Here is a 19,152-nt window from a genome sequence, read left to right as displayed (position 1 = left end):
GGAGTCAATGCTTCAGTGGATGCTGAAGCCGCGACGCCCCGTGGCGTTTGCCTATCCTCGATCTCTCGGGAGAGTGGACGTACCAGTGGTCGTATCAATGACTGTGGCGGCCTGACCCGGCATTGCTGTCCGGCGTGCCAGCGTCCTGATGCGATTCACGTTTCTCGACCAGGCGACGGATACCGACATAGAACAGCGGTGTCAGCAGTAGGCCGAACACGGTGACACCGATCATCCCGGAGAACACCGCCACGCCCATGGCCTGACGCATCTCGCTGCCGGCACCTGTGGCAAGTACCAGTGGCACCACGCCCGCGGTGAAGGCCACCGACGTCATCAGGATGGGGCGCAGACGCAGGCGACAGGCCGTCAGCACGGCATCCAGACGACTCTGGCCTTCATGCTGCTGCTCGCGAGCGAACTCGACCAGCAGGATGGCGTTCTTGCACGCCAGCGCTACCAGCACGATCAAGCCGATCCGCGTGAAGATGTTGTTGTCGCCCCCCGTCAGCCAGACGCCAGCCAGCGCCGACAGCAGCGTCATCGGCACGATCAGGATGATCGCCAGTGGCAGCGACCAGCTCTCGTACTGGGCGGCCAGCACCAGGAATACCAGTAGCACCACCAGCGGGAAGATGTAGATCATGGTGTTGCCGGCCAGCACCTGCTGGTAGGTCACCTCCGTCCACTCGTAGCCGATGCCCTGTGGCAGGTTGTCGGCCAGCACTTCCTCGATGGCGGCCTTAGCCTGATCGCTGGAGACGCCCGGCGCCGGTGAGCCGTTGATATCGGCACTGACGAAGGTGTTGTAGTGCATCACGCGGTCCGGGCCGGTGGTCGGTGTCACCTTGACGAAGCTGCCCAGCGGAATCATGCGCCCGTTGTCGCTGCGCACCTTGAGGTTGCGGATGTCATCCGGGTCGAGACGCGCCGATTGCTCGGCCTGGGCGCGTACCTGATAGGTACGCCCGAAGCGGTTGAAGTCATTGACGTACAGCGAGCCCATGTAGACCTGCAGGGTCTCGAAGGCACGTTCCACCGGCACGCCCATGATCATCGCCTGCTCGCGATCCAGATCGATGTCGTACTGCGGCACCTGGATGCGGAAGCTGGAGTAGACACTGGTCAAGCGCGGATCGGCGTTGCCCTTGGCGGTAATGGTCTGCACGGCAGAGAACAACTCATCGAAGCCCTTGTTGCCACGGTCCTGCAGCTGCAACTTGAAGCCGCCGGTCGTGCCCAGGCCCAGAATCGGCGGTGGCGGGAAGACGGCGACGAAGGCCTCGTCGATACCCGCGAATTTCTGATTCAGCTGAGCGGCGATCGCCTGTCCGGACAGCTCCGGAGACTGGCGCTCATCGAAGTCCTCGAGGGTCGCGAACACGATGCCGGAGTTGGAGGCATTGACGAAGCCGTTCACCGACAGGCCGGGGAAGGCCACGGTGTGCGCCACGCCCGGTGTGTCCAGCGCCAGTGCCTGCATCTCGTCGATGACCTCGGAGGTGCGATCAAGGCTTGCCGCGTCCGGCAGCTGGGCCATCGCGACCAGGTATTGCTTGTCCTGCCCCGGAATGAAGCCGCCGGGCACGCTGTCGAACAGCTTGCCGGTGGCGCCGAGCAGGGCCAGATAGATCACGCCGACGATGACACCGAAGCGCAGCAGTTTCTTGATCAGGCCGGTATAGCCATTGGCCATCGCATTGAAGGCGCGGTTGAACGGTGCGAACAGCCAGCGACCGAACAGGCCGTCGATGACGCGCGTCAGCCAGTCCGGCTTGCTGCCATGCGGCTTGAGCAGCAGGGCGGAGAGCGCCGGTGACAATGTCAGCGAGTTGAAGGCCGAGATGATCGTCGAGATGGTGATGGTCAGCGCGAACTGCTTGTAGAACTGACCGCTCAGGCCGCTGATGAAGGCCGTCGGCACGAATACCGCCGTCAGCACCAGCGCGATGGCGATGATCGGGCCGGTCACCTCGCGCATGGCGATCTGGGTGGCCTCGATGGGCGAATGGCCCAGCTCGATGTTGCGCTCGACATTCTCCACCACCACGATGGCGTCATCGACGACGATGCCGATGGCAAGCACCAGCCCGAACAGCGACAGCGTATTGATCGATACGCCCATCAATTGCATGACCGCAAAGGTGCCGATCAGCGAGACCGGCACCGCGATCAGCGGAATGATCGAGGCGCGCCAGGTCTGCAGGAACAGGATCACTACGATCACCACCAGCAGGATGGCCTCGAACAGAGTGTCGATGACCGCCTCGATGGAGCCGCGCACGAAGACCGTCGGGTCGTAGACGATGTCGTAGCTTACGCCATCCGGGAAGGCGTCGGACATCTCGCTCATGCGTTCACGTACGGAATCCGACAGCGCGATGGCATTCGAACCGGGGCGCTGGAAGATCGGCATCGCCACGGCATCCTTGCCATCCAGCTGTGCGCGCAGCGAATAGCTGTCGGCGCCCAGTTCGACACGCGCGACATCCTTCAGGCGTGTCAGGCGGCCATCTTCATCGACGCGGATGACGATGTTCTCGAATTCTTCGGTGCTTTCCAGGCGGCCACGGACATTGAGCAGACGCTGGAACTGGTTGTCATCCGGTGCGGGCTGGGCGCCGACGGAGCCGGCGGCGACCTGCTGGTTCTGCGCACGCAGCGCACTGATCACGTCGCCGGCAGACAGTCCGCGGGCCGCCACGGCGTCCGGGTCCAGCCACACACGCATCGAGTACTCACCGGCACCGAACAGGCGCACGTCACCGACCCCGTCGAGACGGGCGAGGTTGTCCTTGAGATTCAGGCGCGCGTAGTTGGACAGCCACAGCTGGTCATAGCGGCCATCCGGGGAGGTCAGGTGGACCACCATCGTCAGGTTGGGTGAGGCCTTCTCGGTGGTGATGCCGAGCTGCTGCACCTCCTGCGGCAGGCGTGGCGTGGCACGTGCCACACGGTTCTGCACCTGCACCTGGGCCTTGTCCAGGTCGGTGCCCAGAGCAAAGGTCGCGGTCAGGGTCAGGTTACCATCGGAGGTCGCCTGGGAATCCATGTACAACATGCCTTCGACGCCGGTGATCTCCTGCTCCAGCGGCGTGGCAACGGTTGATCCGATGACCTCCGGATTGGCACCCGGATAGTTGGCGCGTACCACTACGGTGGGTGGCACGACTTCGGGATACTCGGAGATGGGCAGCTTGAACAGCGATAGCATCCCGCCGATGACGATCAGGATCGACAGCACCGCGGCGAAGACCGGGCGCTTGATGAAGAAACCGGAGATGTTCACGAACGACCTCCGGCTGCCTGGCGCTCGGCCTCGGCGAGCTTCGCGGCGTTCTGATCGTTGTCCTGATTCAGCTGTTGGGCGGTCTGCTGCGCCTGCAGGCGTGAGACACGTGCAGCGAGTGACTTGAGGGCGCCGTCATCGGGCATTTCGATCAGCTTGGGGGTGATCGGCATGCCGGGTCCTGCCTTGGCGGGACCCGCAGCCAGTACTCGGTCACCGGCGGCCAGGCCATCGGTCACGGCGCGCAGCGGGCCGAAGCGTGGGCCAGTGGTGATGCCACGGTAGGCGAGGGTGTTGTCCTCACCGACCACCAGCACGAACTGACGATCCAGATCGGTGCCGATGGCACGTTCCGGAATCAGTACGGCATCACGGATCTCGGGTGAGGCGAGACGCAGGCGCGCGAAGGCACCCGGACGCAGCGCGGCATCATCGGCGGTGAAGGTGGCGCCGATGCGCAGGGTGCCGGTATCGATGTCGACGCTGTTGTCGATGAAGTCGAGTTCGCCGTGGAAGGGGAAGTCCTCCTGTCCGGCCAGTTGCAGTTCCACCGGCAGATGATCCTCGGCGGTGACGTGAGCGAAGTCCTGGTTCCAGGTCAGCTCGCTGATGTCGATGTAGGCATCCAGCTGGCGGGTCTCGACCAGCGTGGTCAGCACGCTCTGGCCGGCCTGCACGGTGTTGCCACGCGTGATGCGCGCATTGGACAGACGGCCGTCGATCGGGGCGCGGATGGTGGCGTAGTCCAGGTCCAGGCGGGCACGTTCGAGTTGAGCGATGGCACCCTTGAGCTGGGCATCGAGCCCAGTGGCATTGGTGCTGCGTGAGTCGGCTTCCTCGCGGGAGATCAGGTTGCGCTTGACCAGACTGGCAGCGCGACCGGACTCGCTGCGGGCATTGGCCAGCTCAGCCTTGAAGCGTGCGACTTCGGCTTCCAGGCGCTGAACCTCGGCAACGAAGGGACGAGTGTCGAGACGTACCAGGGGCGTCCCGGCAGTCACCTGGCTGCCCTCGGTGAACAGCACTTCTTCGACTTCGCCGGAGACACGCGGGCGCAATTGCACGCTCTGGGGGGATTCCAGACGAGTGGTGTAGGTGTGCCAGGCCGCGACCGGCTGCGACTTGGCGGCAACCACTTCCAGCGCAGGAGGTGTCTGTTGGGCGCTGGCTGTCTCTTCACCACTGCCCTCGCTGCAGGCGCTGAGCGCCAGAAGACCCCCAAGGGTCAGCAGCAGGGAAGAGGCGATACGAGGAAGGCGCGCCGGACGTGAGTTCAGTCTCGACATGGGAATTTACCGTTGCAGTATGGGATGCTCGGCATCCTAGAGAGCCTGACTGCGACGGATAAGCCCCTTGGAGCACACTGCTTTGATGCTGAATTTGCACCAATTGTGCAGAGAGCATGGTTTCCACGTCATGCGCTTGAGCGATTGATCCTGTTCAGGTCGTGTCAGGGTTGTCACAAGACAGGTGACTGAATGCCACTGAACACTGCCTCAACGCAAAAACCCCGCGGCAGATGCCAACGGGGCTTGTTGTCGAACATGTCACTTGTGTCTGTTACCGCTCATCTCATGGCGCAGACATCACGGCATGGCTGGCATGCCGCCTGAGATGAACTTACTTCTTTTCGCCGAAGTACTTGGTATGGATGGTGTCGTAGGTGCCATCGGCCTTCAGTTCGGCCAGGGCGCCGTTGATCTGCTCGGCCAGGTCCTTGTCACGCTTGCGCATGGCGATACCGAAGCCGTCGCCGAAGTACTTCTTGGGCTCGGTGACCACTTCACCCACGGCCTTGTAGTTGCCGTTGCCGCCGTCGATCAGGGTGGACTTGCCGACCGGGAAATCGAGGAAGGCGATATCGAGGCGACCCGCGTCCATGTCCAGCACCAGGTCATCGGCGGTGGTGTAGCGTTTGACCTCGGCATTCTTGCCATAGAGATCAGTGACGTAGTTGTCCTGCAGGGTACCGCGCTGCACGCCGATGGCCTTGCCGGCCAGGGCCTCGGAGGAGGTGGCGCTCAGCTCGCTGTCGGAGGGGGCGAACCAGGCGGACGGCGGGGTGATGTAGGTGTCGGAGAACAGCACCTTCTCGCGGCGTTCCTCATTGATGGTCATCGAGGACATGATGGCGTCGTACTTGCGGGCCATCAGGCCGGGAATGATGCCGTCCCATGCCTGGATGACCCACTCGCAGTCGCGATTGATCTTCGCGCAGATGGCATTGCCCAGTTCGATATCGAAACCGGTCAGCTCACCGTCGGGTGTCTTGTATTCCATCGGCTCGTAGGGCACGTCGACGCCGATGCGCAGCGATTCGGCCGCCTGAGCGCCACCGGCCATCAATGCTGCGCCCAGCAGGGAGATTCCCAGAAGCTTCTTCATGTCAGTCCCATCCATCATTGTTGTTGGTCATACTGGCTGATCAGTGGCATCAGACACTCCCTCCTGAACACCAGTCGTCTGAGCCGGGAACATAAGGGGGTGTGTCATGCCAGTGGCTCCACACTAGCCCAGACCGAGGCTGCGGTGAAGAGGGTCAATGGACAAATTCAAACGGTCGTTAAACGAGATGAATTCCTGCCGTTATCTCCGGATAAGAAAAAAGCGCCCTCCAAAGGGCGCTTTTGACGTTCAGCTTAATGGTTTCAAGTGTGCCAGCAGGCGTTTCTCCAATTGCCGGAATATGGCAATGATGGTGAAGGTCAGACACAGGTAGATGGCGGCGACGAACAGGAAGGCCTCGAAGGGCGCGTAGAAGCGTGCGTAGATGTCACGCGCGGCGCCGGTGAGGTCCAGCAGCGTCACCACACTGCAGATGGCACTGGCATGCAGCATGAAGATGACTTCATTGCCGTAGGCCGGCAGTGCCCGACGGAAGGCACTGGGCAGAATGATGCGACGCATCATCTTGCCGCGTGACATGCCGTAGGCGCGGGCGGCTTCCATCTCGCCCTTGGGGGTCGACTGGATGGCGCCGTGGAAGATCTCGGTGGTGTAGGCCGCGGTATTGAGCACGAAGGCCAGCAGTGCCGGCACGAAGGGATCTCGGAAGTAATCCCACAGCCAGGTCTCCTGGATGCTGGGCACATGCACGCTGGTCACGCCCAGCGAGATGTCGAAGCCGTCGAAGAACACCACGCCGTAGTAGATCAGATAAAGCTGGATCAGCAGCGGTGTACCCCGGAAGACGTAGGTGTACAGGTACACCGGCATCTTCACCCAGCGACGGCGAGACCCCCGCAGGATGGCCAGTGGCACGGCCACCACCAGTCCGATGATCAGTGACAGGAACACCAGTTGTACCGTGGTGACCAGTCCATCCCAGTAATGCCAGAGCGTGGTGGCGGTGAAGATGTAGTTGTCACTCAGCACGTCGTCGAGCATCTGGCCCAGCTGGGCGATGACGCCACTCGGGCCCGCATCATTCAGTTGTTCCATGCGCTGGCCTCCCCGAATCCGGCGTTATAGCGCTTCTTGAGACGCGCAAGCCCCCATTCGGACACGGTGGCGATCAGTAGATAGCCCGCCGCGACCGGCAACAGGAAGGTGAAGGGCTCGTGGGTCGCCTTGGCGGCCTCACTGGCGACACGCACCATGTCGACCAGCCCGATCACCGACACCAGGGCGGTGGTCTTGAGCAGTACCATCCAGTTGTTGCCCAGCCCCGGCAGGGCGTGACGCATCATCAGCGGGAAGCGAATGCGCTTGAAGACCTTCCAGTCGCTCATGCCATAGGCGCGCCCGGCCTCTATCTGACCGGCATCCACCGCCATGAAGGCGCCACGGAAGGTCTCGCCCATGTAGGCACCGAAGATGAAGCCGATGGTGACGACACCGGCAGTGAACTCATCGACATTGACGAAGACATCGATGTCGTAGGTGTCGTACAGCCAGTCGGTGACCATGTTGATGCCGATCTGGCCGCCGAAGAACAGCAGCAGCATCAGCACGATGTCCGGGACGCCGCGGATGATGGTGGTGTAGAGCGTCGCGAGCCAGCGCAGAGGCGTGGAACGCGACATCTTGGCCGTCGCCGTCAATAGCCCCAGCGCGATGGCCAGCAGCTGGGCCAGCACGGCCAGCTGCACCGTGACCCAGGCACCTTCCAGCAGGCTGGGCCCGTAGCCTTGTAGGTCAATCATGGGAAATCTCCCGTGAAGCGCCGAATAACCCGTTCAGCGACTTACTGGTGGTTGTCGGACGCAGTGGCGGCGCTGGCGAAGTACTTGTCGTTGAGACGCTTGAGCGTGCCATCGGCCTTGAGCGCTTCCAGGGCGCCATCGATGGCCTTCTTGAGGTCGCGGTCGCGCTTCTTCATGGCGATGCCGAAGCCGTCGCCGAAGTATTTCTTCGGCTCGCTGATGGCGCTGCCGGTGTTGACGAAGTTGCCGTCATTGGCGTTGACCAGGGTGTCCTGACCGACCGGCAGGTCCAGGAAGGCGACATCGACGCGGCCACTGTCCATGTCCAGTACCAGGTCATCGAGCTTGGTGTAGCGGCGCACTTCTGCCGTGCGGCCGTAGAGGTCGGTGACGTAGTGATCCTGCAGGTTGCCGCGCTGCACGCCGATCACCTTGCCCTTGAGGGCCTCGGCATCGAGGCTGTCCGCGTCGGCCAGCGGGCTGTCCGCCTTGACGAACCAGCCGGACGGCGGCGTGAAGTAGGGCACGGAGAACAGCACCTGACGCTCACGCTCCGGATTGATGGTCAGCGCCGACATGATGACGTCGTACTTGCGCGCCATCAGGCCCGGGATGATGCCGTCGAAGTCCTGCTCGGTCCATTCACAGTGAGTGGCGAGCTGGGCGCAGATGGCGTTGCCCAGCTCGATCTCGAAACCGGTCAGCTCACCGCTGGGCAGCTTGTAGCCGAAGGGCGCGTAGGGCACGTCGATGCCCAGGCGCAGCGGGTCCGGCACATCGGCCGCCTGGGCGGCGCTGGTGGTGATGGCGAAGGTGGAGAGCCCGAGGGTGAGACCCAGCAGGGTGCGTGTCGCGAACTGTTTCATTGCTTGTCATTCCTGAAGTCTTGGACACCTCGAGGCCTGCCGTTGGCGTGGCGCTCGCGGTGCTGAATCATGTGCCGGTCACGGGATCACCGTGCCGGGATTTGCCGCAGGCCGAGCGGTTGGCTCAGCGATGGGCCAAGGGCCATTCATCAGTGCTGGTGATCGGGGCTGCTGATCAGGGCGCTTTATCAGTACTTGGGCGCCAGAAACTGCTTGAGGCGCTCCGACTGGGGATTGCCCAGCACGTCTTCCGGCTTGCCGGCTTCCTCGACCAGCCCCTGATGCAGGTAGACCACCTGGCTCGAGACATCACGCGCGAAGCTCATCTCGTGGGTCACTACCACCATGGTGCGGCCTTCCTCGGCCAGGTCTCGCATGACCTTGAGCACGTCACCGACCAGTTCCGGGTCGAGGGCCGAGGTCGGCTCGTCGAACAGCATCACCTCCGGCTCCATCGCCAGCGCGCGTGCAATGGCGCCGCGCTGCTGCTGGCCACCGGACATCTGTGCCGGATAGTAGTCGGCGCGTTCGAGCAGGCCGACGCGGTCCAGCAGGCTGCGTGCGTGGGCGATGGCTTCCTTCTTCGGCTTGCCGAGCACGTGGATCGGCGCCTCGATGACATTTTCCAGCAGCGTCATGTGTGACCACAGATTGAAACCCTGGAACACCATCGACAGGCGCGCGCGCATGCGCTCGACCTGACGCCAGTCCATCGGTTCTCGGCCACGACGGCTTTCCTTGAAGCCGATCTGCTCGCCATGCACGAAGATATCGCCGCCGTCAGGCTGCTCCAGCAGGTTCATGCAGCGCAGAAAGGTGCTCTTGCCGGAACCGGACGCACCGATCAGGGTGATGACATCGCCCTTGCGTGCTTGCAGCGACAAGCCCTTGAGCACCTGATTGGTGCCGAAGGACTTGGTGATGTTGCGGACCTCGAGAGGCAGCGCGTCGCTGCTCGGGCTCTCGGCCACGGAAGATCTCATGGTCATGCAGTTACTCCAATCCGGACGTTGCCAGCCCTGGGGGCAATGACACGCCACGAGTCCGCCGCGGGGCGGTCGGGCTCGGGATACAGGTTCGTTGCCGACATGGCACGGCTGCCTGGTGCTGCCTTTCACTGTCGCTCGCCGATATGCGCGACGGCTACGTGATGAGGCGGCAAGGCGTGGCACGGGAGGAGTGGCGGAGAATGCCGTCAGGGGCATGGCCAGTTCCTCACGATCAGTCCGATTGATCGTCGTTCTCGCTGCCAGTGGCCGTCTACAACAGGCGAAAAATGCCTGAGCTTGCATGTCGTGGACGGGAAAGGGGGCCGATTCTACCAGCTCAACGCAGGGTTCACCGCTATCTGGCGTGGAGGAATGTTACGACTTTGGTGGGGCGTGCAAGGACGCACGCGGATGCTATCCGGCCGTAGAGGAGTCGTCTTCATGATCAAGGTCGCCTGTTGTCGTTGTAGTAAGGCTTTCGTCAGTACAATCGCGCCGTCGTGATTTGCCCTGCGGGGGGAGTGGGCGGGCAGAACGCCGGCGCTGCTTGGGGTTCAGTCTGTCGGTGTCGAGCTCGGGGCCAGCAGCAAGGCGGCGCGGGCGCCTATCTCCACCTTGGCGTTGGGGAAGACCACCCGCAGTGGCGTATCGCCGATGATGCAGGGGCCAGCGGCGGCGTCTTCGGCCACCACGCTGCCGGGGGCGAAGGTGGTGAAGTTGGCGACATCCTCGCTGAAACACAGCGTGAAGTCGGCTGACTGACGCATCAGTTCCACTTCCACCATGAAGTAGTCGATGTCCTGTGGGGCTGCTTCGGCGGGCGCCGTGCCGGTCGCCAGCGCCGCGAGCAGGGCCTTCATCGGCGCGAGTGCCGCCATGTCGTTGGCGCCGAACGGGCGTACCTGGCCCAGTTCCAGCGTGAAGGCGTCGGCAGCATGGTAGTGGCGCGAATAGTGCGAGAAGGTCCAGCTGTGTTGATGCTGGTGCAGCACGGCCTGGATGCCGGCGGCGCTCAATATCGGCCACTGCGATGCGCTGATGGCGTCGCCATCACTGAAGGGCACCACCGCGAAGCGCGGATAGAGGCTGTCGCGGATGGCGGTGTGCATGTCGTAGTGCAGGCGGCGTGTGCCCTCGGCCAGCGGGAAGCGAGCATAGAAGGTATCCACGGCCGCCATCAGCTGACGTGCGCGCGCCGGCTCATCATCGGATGGACAGTCGTTGCCCGTGACGCTGGCCTCGGCGCGCTTGAACAGCCGATTGAGATTGGTGGTGATGAAACGCTCGCCACTGCGGATGGCGGGCAGGTTGCCCAGAATCAGCAACAGCGGCGCCCCGACGATCAGATGGCCGCTCTCCAGGCCCGCGATCAGTTCACCGAGCAGTTCGATGGGGGCGGTCTCGTTGCCGTGGATGCCGGCAGAGATCACGCACGGACGCGCCTCGGGCCCCATGGCGTCGGGGGTGATCTCCAGTACGCCGGGCGCGACGATCTCATAGCGACCGCCGGGGATACGGCCCATGCCACGGGCGCTGGCGTGGCCTTCGAGTGTCAGGTCTAGCCAGTCGGCAATCACGAGGCAGTCGGCTCCTGGCGGACATTGGTGGATTCGAAGATCTTGTCGGCGCTGGCGGCCACGAAGCCCTGATACAGCTCGCCATTGGCGTCGGGATAGCGGCGCGCGAATTCGTAGTAGCAGGTGGAGATCTCATGCTCCTCGCCACCGGCGAAGGTGAAGGTCTGGCGGTCGGCGAGGGTGGAGGCCTGCTCCAGCAGGACTTCGGGCGAGCCCTTGATGCGTCCGCCCGCCGGGTTGATGCCAAGGCCCAGCGACTCGACGCGCGTCAGCACCTTGTCGAGGGTGTCGTGATGGCTGAGCGCGTTGACGCTGATGGTGAAGTGGTTGGCGCGCAGGCCGATGATCGACAGCCAGGCCGCATACTCGCTCTCTTCCATCAGACGCTGATACTGCTCGAAGGTCGGCGCCTTCCACAGGCGGCCCGACCACAGCACGGAGGGCTGGGTGGCGGCATCCGGCGAGATCTGGCTGACCAGCCCATCGATGATCGCCTGGGCGCGCTCGGAAAGCTCATGACACTTCAGCTCGGAGAGGAAGACGCGCGGCATGTCGGGAGACGGCGGCAGATAGCCGAAGGCGCGCAGTTTCTTCTCGCGGAAGTCATAGGGGGCGAAGCGGGTGTAGCCCAGCGCCAGCAGGTGAGGTTCCAGTGCGCTCAGGGTGATCGGCCCGCGATCGAAGGTGCGGAAGGCGACGTGGTCGTTGACGATGGTCTCGCCGTCAGCGATGAAGGCATCCTGGATCTTTTGGGCCTGGGGCGTCATGGCGACGTAGTCATCCCACAGGGCGCTGAAGAACTGCTGGATATCCATGGCACGGGCTCCCTCTGAACTGAGTTGCCCAGTGCAGCGAGGTGTCACTGGCACTGGGCGGCTGCATCAAACGATTGGCATCAGGGCAGCGTGCTCGGCGTGGCGCTACCCCGGAAGATTGTCAGCTCACCATTGGCGAGCCGCGCGCGCGTGACAAGATGCAAGGTCGGTTGGATGAAAGCGACTGTCCGCACCATATAAACGTCACGCGCCGGTTTAGACCTTGGATGGAGCTTGCGCCGTGAGCAAGAGCCGGCGTCTGCGTCATCAGCTCTCGCCGTCAGCGACGGGGCATGCCACACCCTGCTCGACCTTGATCAGCGCATCGGTGGCGAAGCCGAGCTCGGCGGCCTGCTCGACCAGCGCCTGATAGGTGCCGTCATCCAGCTGTGGCTCGCGCGCCAGTATCCACAGGTAGTCGCGATCGGCGCCGGCCACCAGCGACCACTGATAGTCATCATCCAGCGCCAGTACGTTGTAGCCGCCATAGAAGGGGCCGAAGAAGCTCACCTTGAGGGCCGCCGTCTCGCTGCCCCGAGTGAAGTAGGCGCGACCCTCGGCCTGGCTCCATTCCCCTTGCTCGGCGTTGTAGCCGCGGTTGATGACGCGCACGCCGCCATCCTTGCGGGGCGAGTAATCGGCGCTGACGCAGCTCAGGCCTTCCTCGAAGCTGTTGGGCAGGCGGGCGATCTCGTGCCATTCACCGTAGTAACGTTCGAGCTCGAAATTCTCGACGGGCTGGGTGCCGGTGGGAACTCCGGCGCAGCCGCCGAGAAGGCCGAGACCGATGAGAGAGAAGGCAAGATGCGGCAGGCGTGTCATTGGCAGGCTCCATGCGCCAGGACGCCCCGTTGATGAGTCGTGGGGCGTGCTGGCGAGATGCGGGTCATGAGAAAAAGGACGAGATGGCATCCCTGTCTCATTGGGGCGTCTGCCGCTGTCTCAAGAGGGAGGGTGGCGCGGCGACATGCTCGAGACGTCGAGCGTCGATCATCGAACGTCACAGTACCAGGCGGAGCGGATTGCCGGTGACGACGACGCCCCGACCGCGTTGCTTGGCCTCGTACATGGCGCTGTCGGCGCGCGCGATGACCGTTTCCGGCGTGGCGCCCGAGAAGGGGAACAGGCTGATGCCGATGCTGGCGCTGACGGCGATGATCAACGGTTCACCATCGACTTCCAGCGTGATGGGGCGGCTGATGGCATCGATCAGACGTTCCGCCAGCTGCTCGGGGCCCTTGCGGCCGTTGCCCTCACGGCTGATCAGTACCAGAAATTCATCGCCGCCCAGGCGGCCGACGATATCGTTGCCGCGCAGGGTGTTGCCCAGGCGCTCGCCGGTGATGCGCAGCACTTCATCGCCGATGGCATGGCCGTGGCGGTCATTGATGGGCTTGAAGCCATCCAGGTCGATGAACAGCGCAGCCTGTATGACGCCGGGGGCCTGGATGTCGAGCACCTGATCGAGATGCTCCATCAGGGCGCGTCGATTGAGCAGTCCGGTGAGCGAGTCGCGTGTCGCGTGGTCACGCAGATCATCCCGCTCCCCCGTGATATGGCATTCATGCAGGAAGAGTTGTCGGCTCTGGCGCTCGCGCGAGTAGGCGCTCATGCCAGCCAGCAGATTGACGGCCATCATGAAGAAAGCCTCGTTGGCTTCCACCAGTACCTCGGAGCCATGATGCATCACTGCGCAGCTGGCGGTGCAGCCCATCCATATCAGCAGGCCGCAGGCCATGGCATAGACGAACTGCAGCCCCAGCAGGGTGTAGGTCCAGAAGACCACCAGCATCAGGGTGACGAAATAGACCGGAAAGACACCGTGTTCGTCCTCATGGTGCCCGGCGGCGTGATCGTGCCCCACGTGGAACATCGCCAGCGTCCCCAGCGCTGCCGCCAGCGAAGCCAGGCACAGGATGCCATTGACGTGGTGTTTGAAGCGCGGGAGGCGTGACAGCAGAAACAGGCCCAGCACGCTGACCAGAATACTGGCGCGCAGCATCAGGAAGGCCTCGTAGTGCTCATCCATGCTGATCTCGATCAGCGCATAGGAAGCGAACACCAGACAGCTCAGCGGGATGGTGATCCGGCTGAGCTTGTGTGAGGTCTCGATCTGTCGACGGCGGTAGCGTCGTTCCAGGGTGTCATCCGCAAAGCAGAGTGTCATGGGATTCATGGGGCGATACCTGAGTTGCCAGACTCTCAGGATGCCACTGCCTTGCGTGGTATGCCCTGGAGGAACCGCCGCAACCCTTGCGTGTGGTTCAACGCTCTTTCAGGCACTCCGCAGCATGAGGGCTTTGGTGCTCATGACTGGGTGAGGTTGGCACCGGCCAGCTGGCGTGCCGTGACACGCAGCGCCGACTCCACCATGTCGTAATCCACATAGCAGCCCTGCAGATGGCGGCGACCGGTGGTCGGGTCGAAGGACTTGCGGCCGTGCATCACGCGGCGGTTGTCGAAGGCCACCATCTGGCCGGCTTCCAGCTTCAGATGCAGGCGGAAGGCCGGTTCGCGCAGGATGCTCCAGTACTGGCGATAGGCGCTGTACCAGGCCTGCATCTGTTCCAGTGGCAGGCGCAGGCTGTCGCGGATCCAGTTGTTGAAACGCACCTCGATGACCTTGTCGTTGGCATCCAGATGGATCACCGGCTCGCGCACCACCAGGTCGGTGGTCTCGTCGGCAAAGCGGAAGTCCACCGGGGTCTCGGCCAGCAGCCTGAAGGCCTGCGGGTCGCGCTCGCGCAGGGCCTCGGCGACCGCCATGCCATCTCCGAAGATGGAGTCTCCGCCTTCGGCCTCATTGGCCAGGCAGTAGAGCATCTGGATGTCCGGCGGCTGACGCCAGTTGGGCAGGTCGGTGTGCAGTTCCAGCGCGATCGGCGTGTAGGCGGCGTTGTTGGGTGCCTGCTTGGAGAAGACCTCGAAGCGGCCACCGAAGTTGGTCGCACGGATCGGGCCGATGGTCGCGGCCACCTGGTCGATCTCGCCACCCGCCGTCGGGCCGGCATCCAGAATCGCGAAGCCGTCGCGGCACAGCGCTTCCAGCCACCCCAGGCGTGCTTGCCCACCGGCCATGTAGTCGGCAAAGGCGGTGACGTGAGGCTGATGGCCCTGCTGCCAGGCCTGGCTTGCGGGAACCGGTGTGGCGGGCGGCGCATCACTCGGGCGACGTTGCAGCAACCAGCCGGCATCGAAGCGGCTGGTGTGGCCATCCTGCCAGACGACGACAAGATTGCCTTGCTCGATACGCATCTGATGCACCGTCAGGGCCGCATCATCCATCAGCATGAAGGTGCGCTCGAAGGTCTGCGGATGACGGCAGAGGTCGCAGGCGCAGTGGTCACGCAGCCAGATCAGCGGCAGTCGGGTCTGCTCACCGCTGGCCCATGCCAGTGACGCCAGGGTCTCGTCGTGGTCTGCCATCACCAGCGGTGCGCCCTCGTGGTGGGGCAGGTATTCCTTCATGTCCCACTGATGGCGTGCCTGTGACGCTTCAGTGTCTTGGGTATCAGGGGCAGATGCGATGAGAGTCTCCATGGGCGCCGTCCTTTGTCGTGTGAGCAGTAGCAGGTGAGCCAATGCGTGTCGCGTGGCTGGGTCGTATGGCTGAGCCGTGTCGCTGGGGCGTATAGCCGAGCCATGACCCGAGAATGAGACCATTGTCCCCCTCGTCATCACGGCTGGCCAACGCGAAATATGACGGCCATGACTTAGCTGAGCTAATGTGTGGCGATCGACCTTCATGCTCTGATGCGAGATAGCCATGCACGAACCTTCCTCCACGACAGCGAATGCCTTGCCGCGCCCCCTGCCGCCACTGGCCTGGTTGCAGGCCTTCGAAGCCGCTGCGCGCCTGATGAGCTTCACGCGTGCCGCCGAGGAGCTCAATGTCACCCAGTCGGCCATTAGCCAACGGATTCGCCAGCTGGAGGACCGCCTTGGCCAGCCATTGTTCGTGCGTCATGCCCGCAGCCTGAATCTGACGCCGGCCGGTCAGGCCTGGTTGCCAGCGTTGCAGGATGGCTTCCAGCGCCTGCAGGAAGGCACGCTGGAAGTCTTCGGCCCCTCGCGCGCCGCGCCGGTCAGCCTGCGGGCGACCCCGATGAGCCAACAGGCCTGGCTATTGCCGCGGCTGGCGAATTTCCATCGTGATCAGCCCGAGATCGCATTGCGTCTGGTCAGCGCCTTCTGGCAAAGCGACTTCGATGGCGAGCAGGTGGATATCGAGCTGCGCTACGGTCAGGGCGACTGGCCGCAGGTCGAGGCGATCCAGGTGGGGGCAGGGCAAGAGAGAATGGCCGTCGTGGCAAGCCCGGCGCTGAGCGCGCAGCTGACTACGGCGGCGGACCTGGCCGGCATGACGCTGCTGCATGCTGCAGGATTCGCGGTGGGCTGGCGGCGCTGGCTGGTGGCGGCAGATCAATTGGGGCTGGAGAAGACGACCTCCACCATCAGCTGTGATACCCAGGTGATGACGCTGGAAATGGCGCGCCTCGGCATGGGGGTGGCACTGGTGCATGAGGGCCATTTCCGGCAATGGCTGGCGTCCGGCAACGGCGGGCTGGAGCAGGTCTTCGCGCTGACGATTCCCGCCGAGCAGAGCTTCTGGCTGGTACGTTCCAATCAACGCCCGATGCGGCCTACCGCGCAGCGTGTCTGGGATTATCTGTTGGCGGAGCCACAGTGAGCGATGCAGAGGTGGCTTTTGCGATCCCTGCTGATCGAGTCGGCGTGTCTGCTGGCGCGCTTTCCAGTGATATACCGTTATCTTAAGATAATGCCCAGCGCGGTAAGCGACCGCTATCTCTTCTCTCTTCTCTCTTCTCTCCTATCTCGAGATTTCCTCGCCTTGCTGGCGCCTTATCTGGCTAGCGTGGTCAGGCCTGACAGGCGTAGTCAGTCGGAAGGCGGTGGGCAACGCGCCAATGGCGACTGCTGGAAGAAGCGCTCCAGCAGGGCATATAGCGCCGGATAGGCCGCATTGAGCTCATCCGGTGCCGTGAAGAAATACTCGCAGCAGACGGCGAAGCACTCGGCGGGGTGACTGGCGGCGTAGTCATCGATGGGCGTCGGCTCACCGCGTGACAGGCGCGCGTTAAGGTCATCCCACACGGCAGTGAAGGTGGCATGCCACTCCGCCGCGCTGATCTGGCGCGGCAGGGGCGGAAAGCCATCGGCATCGGTGGCGTTGGCCATGTCGAGCTTGTGAGCGAATTCATGGATCACCACGTTGAAGCCGCTCCAGTCACCGCTGGCGGCCAGGTCCTGTCGGGTGACCACCACCGGCCCCTGATACCAGGTCTCGCCGGCACGGGTGTCTTCGAAGACATGCACCACACCGGCGTCATCCATCTCTTCCACCTCACGGCGGATGGCCTGCAGCGGCAGCATGATCTCGTGTACGCGAGCGCCGGCGTCCTGCCAGCGCTCGGTATGCGCCCAGCCGTTGAGTAGCAGCATTGCCTGGGCGGCCAGTGCCAGCGCCTCGACCTCTTCGAGAGGTTCGGCGCTGGTCAGCTTCCAGTCGCTCAGCTGATGGCGGGCGCGCCGCTCAAGACGCGCCAATGCCTCGGCGTCGAGCCCATCGAGAATCGGCAGGCGCTCACGGGCTACCTGCCACGCGTCATCCTGCGCTATCTCGCCATCTGGCGATGCGGTCGAGACAGCGCCGGCGTCGGGGGCTGCGCTGTCACGGCCGTGGCGATTGGAGCGCTGCCACAGCCGTTGCCACCAGTGCGTCATCGGCTCAGTCCTGACGGCTGCCGGACTTCCACGACCAGTCACGCAGACGCAGCTCGAAGAGGTCCTTGCGGCGATCCTTGAGGTTGGTCACCGAGCCTTCGCTGCGCACGACCTTGAGACGCTCCAGATCGAGATCCGAGAACATGATCATCTCGGTGTTCGGCGTGGTCTCGGCCATCACCGCGTCATGCGGGAAGGAGAAGTCCGACGGCGAGAACACCGCTGACTGGGCGTACTGGATGTCGAGGCTCTCGATGGACGGCAGGTTGCCGACGCTGCCGCAGACCACCACGTAGCATTCGTTCTCGATGGCACGCGCCTGGGCGCAGTTGCGCACGCGCAGGTAGCTGTTCTTGGTGTCGGTCCAGAACGGCACCATCAGGATGTCCATGTCCTGATCGGCCAGCAGGCGCGACAGTTCCGGGAATTCCACGTCGTAGCAGATCAGCATGCCGATGCGTCCGGCGTCGGTCTCGAACACGGCCAGCTCGTCACCGCCCTTGATGATCCAGTCGCGGCGCTCCTGCGGCGTGATGTGCAGTTTGGCCTGACGGTCGATCTCGCCATCGCGGTGACACAGATAGGTGACGTTGTAGAGCTCGTTGTCGTCACCGATCTCGACCATGGAACCGGCCACGATGTTGATGTTGTAGGCCACCGCCATGCGCGAGATTTCCTGCTTGAAGCGCTCGGTGAAGCCTGCGAGATAGCGGATGCAGCGCACCGGGTCGCTCTGGTCTTCCAGCAGGCCGATCAGCGGCGTGTTGAACAGTTCCGGGAAGACGGCGAAGTCGCTCTGGTAATCCGACAGGGCATCGACGTAGTACTCGACCTGTTGCAGCACGGATTCGACGCTGTCGAACTTGCGCATCTGCCACTGCACGGCACCGACGCGAATCATCGTCTTGCGACTTTCCAGCACGCGCTCGACGGGCTCGAACAGGATGTTGCTCCACTCCAGCAGCGTGGCGTAGCCCTGGGAATCCTCATCTTCGGGCAGGTACTGGCGCAGCAGGCGCTTGACCAGAAAGCCGTTGGCCAGCTGGAACGACAGGATGGGGTCATGGATCTCGCGACGCTCCACCTTGTCGATGTACTCGGAGGGCGAGAGCTCGGCGGCATATTCGTGGTACTGGGGAATGCGCCCGCCGGCCAGAATCGAGCGCAGATTCATCGAGCGGCACAGCTCCTTGCGCGCCTCGTACAGACGGCGACCGAGGCGATAGCCGCGGTAGTCGACGTCGATCAGCACATCCAGACCGTAAAGCGCATCGCCATCCTCCTTGTTGAGGATGATCTCGCGCTGACCGATCAGGTCGTCGTACTTGTGCGGGTTGGAGAAGGCGTCGTAATCCACCAGCGCCGTCAGGGCGACACCGACCAGCCTGTCGCCATCCTCGATCACGATCTGGCCATCGGGGAATTCGGCGATCAGACGGTTGATGGTGTGCTCAGGCCAGGCGCCACCGATGTCGTCGTAGATGCCGTCCATCAGGCGCTTGAGCTGGGGGTAGTCCGATTCCTGCAGGTTGCGCAGGTTCAGGTGCAGGTCTTCGACGGACATCGAGACTCCTTGGAAATAATGAAAGAGGTGGGGTCAGGGCAGGAAGTGGCTGGCGCGAAAGTGATAGGCCCCATTATTCGCGCTGTCGAGGCCGGGTGTCATCAATATCCTTTGGTCAATGTCCGGCCCTGGTCACGCAACCCTCCTCAATGGGTCCAACCT

15 protein-coding genes are annotated in these 19,152 nt (G+C 63.3%); 1 reads left to right on the top strand and 14 read right to left on the bottom strand.

The genetic code is table 11. From position 1 onward, the window contains the following. Positions 1-94: 94 nt before the first annotated feature. The 12 genes from CDPAHKCJ_RS12080 to CDPAHKCJ_RS12025 form a co-directional block, all read right to left on the bottom strand. Positions 95-3,289 carry a multidrug efflux RND transporter permease subunit gene (locus CDPAHKCJ_RS12080; protein WP_166020022.1) on the bottom strand — a complete coding sequence of 1,065 codons (3,195 nt, stop codon included), beginning with the start codon at positions 3,287-3,289 and terminating at the stop codon, positions 95-97. Further along, on the bottom strand, positions 3,286-4,575 hold the full coding sequence (locus CDPAHKCJ_RS12075) for an efflux RND transporter periplasmic adaptor subunit (protein WP_166020021.1): 1,290 nt from the start codon (positions 4,573-4,575) through the stop codon (positions 3,286-3,288). The genes CDPAHKCJ_RS12080 and CDPAHKCJ_RS12075 overlap by 4 nt, the downstream gene beginning before the upstream one ends. Positions 4,576-4,909: 334 nt before the next feature. Further along, the gene (locus CDPAHKCJ_RS12070) at positions 4,910-5,674 is read right to left on the bottom strand and encodes a transporter substrate-binding domain-containing protein (RefSeq protein ID WP_166020020.1); all 765 of its coding nucleotides are present in this window, start codon (positions 5,672-5,674) and stop codon (positions 4,910-4,912) included. Positions 5,675-5,923: 249 nt separating this feature from the next. Next, a complete protein-coding gene (locus CDPAHKCJ_RS12065; RefSeq protein ID WP_166020042.1) occupies positions 5,924-6,676 on the bottom strand; it encodes an ABC transporter permease in 753 nt (250 codons plus the stop codon). A gap of 41 nt (positions 6,677-6,717) precedes the next feature. After that, positions 6,718-7,434 (bottom strand): ABC transporter permease, encoded by a 717-nt coding sequence (locus CDPAHKCJ_RS12060; RefSeq protein WP_166020019.1) that lies wholly within the window; start codon positions 7,432-7,434, stop codon positions 6,718-6,720. Between the two features lie 41 nt (positions 7,435-7,475). Continuing rightward, the gene (locus tag CDPAHKCJ_RS12055) at positions 7,476-8,300 is read right to left on the bottom strand and encodes a transporter substrate-binding domain-containing protein (protein ID WP_166020018.1); all 825 of its coding nucleotides are present in this window, start codon (positions 8,298-8,300) and stop codon (positions 7,476-7,478) included. Positions 8,301-8,488: 188 nt separating this feature from the next. Beyond that, entirely contained in the window at positions 8,489-9,271 is a 783-nt protein-coding gene (locus CDPAHKCJ_RS12050) for an ATP-binding cassette domain-containing protein (protein WP_043334393.1), read from the bottom strand. Between the two features lie 572 nt (positions 9,272-9,843). Further along, entirely contained in the window at positions 9,844-10,866 is a 1,023-nt protein-coding gene (locus CDPAHKCJ_RS12045; protein WP_166020017.1) for a succinylglutamate desuccinylase, read from the bottom strand. Continuing rightward, a complete protein-coding gene (locus tag CDPAHKCJ_RS12040) occupies positions 10,863-11,681 on the bottom strand; it encodes a DUF1338 domain-containing protein (protein ID WP_166020016.1) in 819 nt (272 codons plus the stop codon). The genes CDPAHKCJ_RS12045 and CDPAHKCJ_RS12040 overlap by 4 nt, the downstream gene beginning before the upstream one ends. A gap of 267 nt (positions 11,682-11,948) precedes the next feature. Continuing rightward, positions 11,949-12,503, bottom strand: a complete 555-nt coding sequence (locus tag CDPAHKCJ_RS12035) for a lipocalin family protein (RefSeq protein WP_166020015.1) — start codon at positions 12,501-12,503, stop codon at positions 11,949-11,951. Between the two features lie 178 nt (positions 12,504-12,681). Beyond that, on the bottom strand, positions 12,682-13,857 hold the full coding sequence (locus CDPAHKCJ_RS12030) for a GGDEF domain-containing protein (protein ID WP_166020014.1): 1,176 nt from the start codon (positions 13,855-13,857) through the stop codon (positions 12,682-12,684). A 131-nt stretch (positions 13,858-13,988) separates the two neighbouring features. Continuing rightward, entirely contained in the window at positions 13,989-15,221 is a 1,233-nt protein-coding gene (locus tag CDPAHKCJ_RS12025) for a TauD/TfdA family dioxygenase (RefSeq protein WP_233593347.1), read from the bottom strand. 226 nt (positions 15,222-15,447) lie between these two features. Between CDPAHKCJ_RS12025 and CDPAHKCJ_RS12020 the strand changes: the two genes are divergently transcribed. Further along, positions 15,448-16,371: a LysR family transcriptional regulator gene (locus CDPAHKCJ_RS12020; protein ID WP_166020013.1), complete on the top strand. Its 924-nt coding sequence runs from the start codon at positions 15,448-15,450 to the stop codon at positions 16,369-16,371. A 209-nt stretch (positions 16,372-16,580) separates the two neighbouring features. Here CDPAHKCJ_RS12020 and CDPAHKCJ_RS12015 read toward each other — a convergent pair whose 3' ends face one another. After that, on the bottom strand, positions 16,581-17,426 hold the full coding sequence (locus CDPAHKCJ_RS12015; RefSeq protein WP_166020012.1) for a M90 family metallopeptidase: 846 nt from the start codon (positions 17,424-17,426) through the stop codon (positions 16,581-16,583). 4 nt (positions 17,427-17,430) lie between these two features. Beyond that, positions 17,431-18,990, bottom strand: a complete 1,560-nt coding sequence (locus tag CDPAHKCJ_RS12010) for a carbon-nitrogen hydrolase family protein (RefSeq protein WP_166020011.1) — start codon at positions 18,988-18,990, stop codon at positions 17,431-17,433. Positions 18,991-19,152: the final 162 nt, after the last annotated feature.

This window comes from Cobetia sp. MB87, assembly GCF_011319755.1.
GTDB lineage: Bacteria > Pseudomonadota > Gammaproteobacteria > Pseudomonadales > Halomonadaceae > Cobetia.
Note: the sequence above shows the minus strand (reverse complement) of the source record. Positions and strands in the feature narration are given on the sequence as shown.

What these genes read in the sequence shown, in the direction of transcription:
- CDPAHKCJ_RS12030 (WP_166020014.1), bottom strand. Translation starts at nt 13,857, where the DNA reads ATGAATCCCATGACACTCTGCTTTGCGGATGACACCCTGGAACGACGC.
- CDPAHKCJ_RS12070 (WP_166020020.1), bottom strand. Translation starts at nt 5,674, where the DNA reads ATGAAGAAGCTTCTGGGAATCTCCCTGCTGGGCGCAGCATTGATGGCC.
- CDPAHKCJ_RS12020 (WP_166020013.1), top strand. Translation starts at nt 15,448, where the DNA reads ATGCACGAACCTTCCTCCACGACAGCGAATGCCTTGCCGCGCCCCCTG.
- CDPAHKCJ_RS12055 (WP_166020018.1), bottom strand. Translation starts at nt 8,300, where the DNA reads ATGAAACAGTTCGCGACACGCACCCTGCTGGGTCTCACCCTCGGGCTC.
- CDPAHKCJ_RS12075 (WP_166020021.1), bottom strand. Translation starts at nt 4,575, where the DNA reads ATGTCGAGACTGAACTCACGTCCGGCGCGCCTTCCTCGTATCGCCTCT.
- CDPAHKCJ_RS12015 (WP_166020012.1), bottom strand. Translation starts at nt 17,426, where the DNA reads ATGACGCACTGGTGGCAACGGCTGTGGCAGCGCTCCAATCGCCACGGC.
- CDPAHKCJ_RS12010 (WP_166020011.1), bottom strand. Translation starts at nt 18,990, where the DNA reads ATGTCCGTCGAAGACCTGCACCTGAACCTGCGCAACCTGCAGGAATCG.
- CDPAHKCJ_RS12065 (WP_166020042.1), bottom strand. Translation starts at nt 6,676, where the DNA reads ATGCTCGACGACGTGCTGAGTGACAACTACATCTTCACCGCCACCACG.
- CDPAHKCJ_RS12060 (WP_166020019.1), bottom strand. Translation starts at nt 7,434, where the DNA reads ATGATTGACCTACAAGGCTACGGGCCCAGCCTGCTGGAAGGTGCCTGG.
- CDPAHKCJ_RS12035 (WP_166020015.1), bottom strand. Translation starts at nt 12,503, where the DNA reads ATGACACGCCTGCCGCATCTTGCCTTCTCTCTCATCGGTCTCGGCCTT.
- CDPAHKCJ_RS12040 (WP_166020016.1), bottom strand. Translation starts at nt 11,681, where the DNA reads ATGGATATCCAGCAGTTCTTCAGCGCCCTGTGGGATGACTACGTCGCC.
- CDPAHKCJ_RS12025 (WP_233593347.1), bottom strand. Translation starts at nt 15,221, where the DNA reads ATGGAGACTCTCATCGCATCTGCCCCTGATACCCAAGACACTGAAGCG.